The sequence below is a fragment of the Mesorhizobium sp. M5C.F.Ca.IN.020.32.2.1 genome, from assembly GCF_004023105.1.
Classification (GTDB): domain Bacteria; phylum Pseudomonadota; class Alphaproteobacteria; order Rhizobiales; family Rhizobiaceae; genus Mesorhizobium; species Mesorhizobium wenxiniae.
The window spans coordinates 1-1,619 of the sequence record NZ_RZSX01001149.1; the positions used below are offsets into that span (position 1 = coordinate 1).

A 1,619-nucleotide genomic window follows, 5' to 3' on the forward strand; every position below is an offset into this window, starting at 1 on the left:
AATAATAGGCAACTACTGATCTTTTCGTAATCATATTGCCTAACTCGATTGCAGAACCTATCTTGGGGAAAGATTGAATCGGCAAGGTTCTGCAGAGAAGGGAGACCGACAATGGAAATCACTTCCACCCGTCAGTCGGCCAAAATCCTGATGTTCCCGGTGGCAGCGCGTGCGTCTGCCTCAAATTTAAGCGGAAAGGCTAAGTTCGCGGCAGAGCTTGCTTCATTGCGCAACCGTACGGATTTCGGAAGCGGCTGGTATCACGAAGCCGCCATCGAGGAAGAAAAACAGGACCGGAAGAGCTAGACTAACCCTTCCCTCCCACCGCTTCTGACGAATTGCAAAGCCCGGCGCGATCACTCGCGCCGGGCTTTTCATTTTTGCTATCAAGCCAAGATCAGGTCTTGGCGTGCAAGTTCGTTCCCAGCGTATCCCTGACGAAGATCATACCGATGATCAGCGACATCGCCGCGATCACCACCGGATACCAGAGGCCATAATAAATATCGCCCTTATAGGCGCTGAGCGCGAACACCGTCGCTGGCAGCAGGCCGCCGAACCAGCCATTGCCGATGTGATAGGGCAACGACATGCCGGTATAGCGGATGCGTGTCGGGAACATCTCGACCAGGATCGCAGCGATCGGTCCGTAGACCATGGTGACGTAAAGGACCAGGATGAACAGGATGCCGATAACCTTTGCCCAGTTGACCTGTGCAGGGTCGGCAAACATGGCAAAGGCGCCTGCTTCGGGGATGTTGTAGACGGTGATCTCGGGGGCTCCCGCCGCGGCCTCATCGGCCGTCAGCAGCTTGTCCTTGATCGCCTGGTCGGCCGCAACCGTCGTCTTGTCGCCGGCGCGGATTGCGGCAGCGTCGAGCTTCAGTTCCGGATTGGCCGCGACAAACGCGTCAAGCTTCTGGTCGGCGACCTTGGCCGCAGCACGCTTCAGCGGATAGCCGCCGTCCTGCAACGCAATGTTGATTGCCTTCTTGAACGCAGCATCGCTTGAAGCTGCCTTGTCTGCGGCTGCCACGGCATCATAGGACGTCACCGTTTCGTTGCCGATCTTGACACTGGCCGCGGTGCCCGCTGCCGCTGTCGTGACAATGTCATAGGGCACGGAGCTCTTTGCAAGGAAATCCGTCGCAATATCGCACGACGTGAGAGGCTTGCGCGTTCCGGTCGGATTGAACTGGAACTTGCAGTCGCCAGGCGCAGCGGTAATCGTGGCACGGGTGTTTTGCTGCGCAGTGGCGAGCGCCGGGTTGGCTGCCCAGGTCAGCGCCTTGAACAGCGGGAAAGTGGTGACGATCGCCAGCGCCAGGCCAGCCATGATGATCGGCTTGCGGCCAATCTTGTCGGAGAGCCAGCCGAACACGACGAAAAAGATCGTGCCGAGCGCCAGCGCGATGGCGATCATGATGTTGACCGACTGGCCGTCGACCTTGAGCACGTTCTGCAGGAAGAACAGCGCGTAGAATTGGCCGTTGTACCAGACCACGGCCTGGCCGGCAGTAAGGCCGAGAAGCGCCAGAATGGCGATCTTGGCATTTTTCCATTGGCCGAATGCTTCCGTCAGCGGCGCCTTGGAACCCTTACCTTCGTCCTTCATCCGC

2 protein-coding genes are annotated in these 1,619 nt (G+C 58.2%); one reads left to right on the forward strand and one right to left on the reverse strand.

Features of this window, described 5'->3' with window-relative positions:
• Nucleotides 1-111: 111 nt before the first annotated feature.
• Nucleotides 112-306, forward strand: a complete 195-nt coding sequence (locus EOA86_RS33790; RefSeq protein WP_128345508.1) for a DUF2735 domain-containing protein — start codon at nucleotides 112-114, stop codon at nucleotides 304-306.
• A gap of 91 nt (nucleotides 307-397) precedes the next feature.
• Here the strand turns inward: EOA86_RS33790 and EOA86_RS33795 are convergent.
• On the reverse strand, nucleotides 398-1,619 hold a 1,222-nt coding region (locus EOA86_RS33795; RefSeq protein ID WP_164892289.1), incomplete at its 5' end, for an MFS transporter.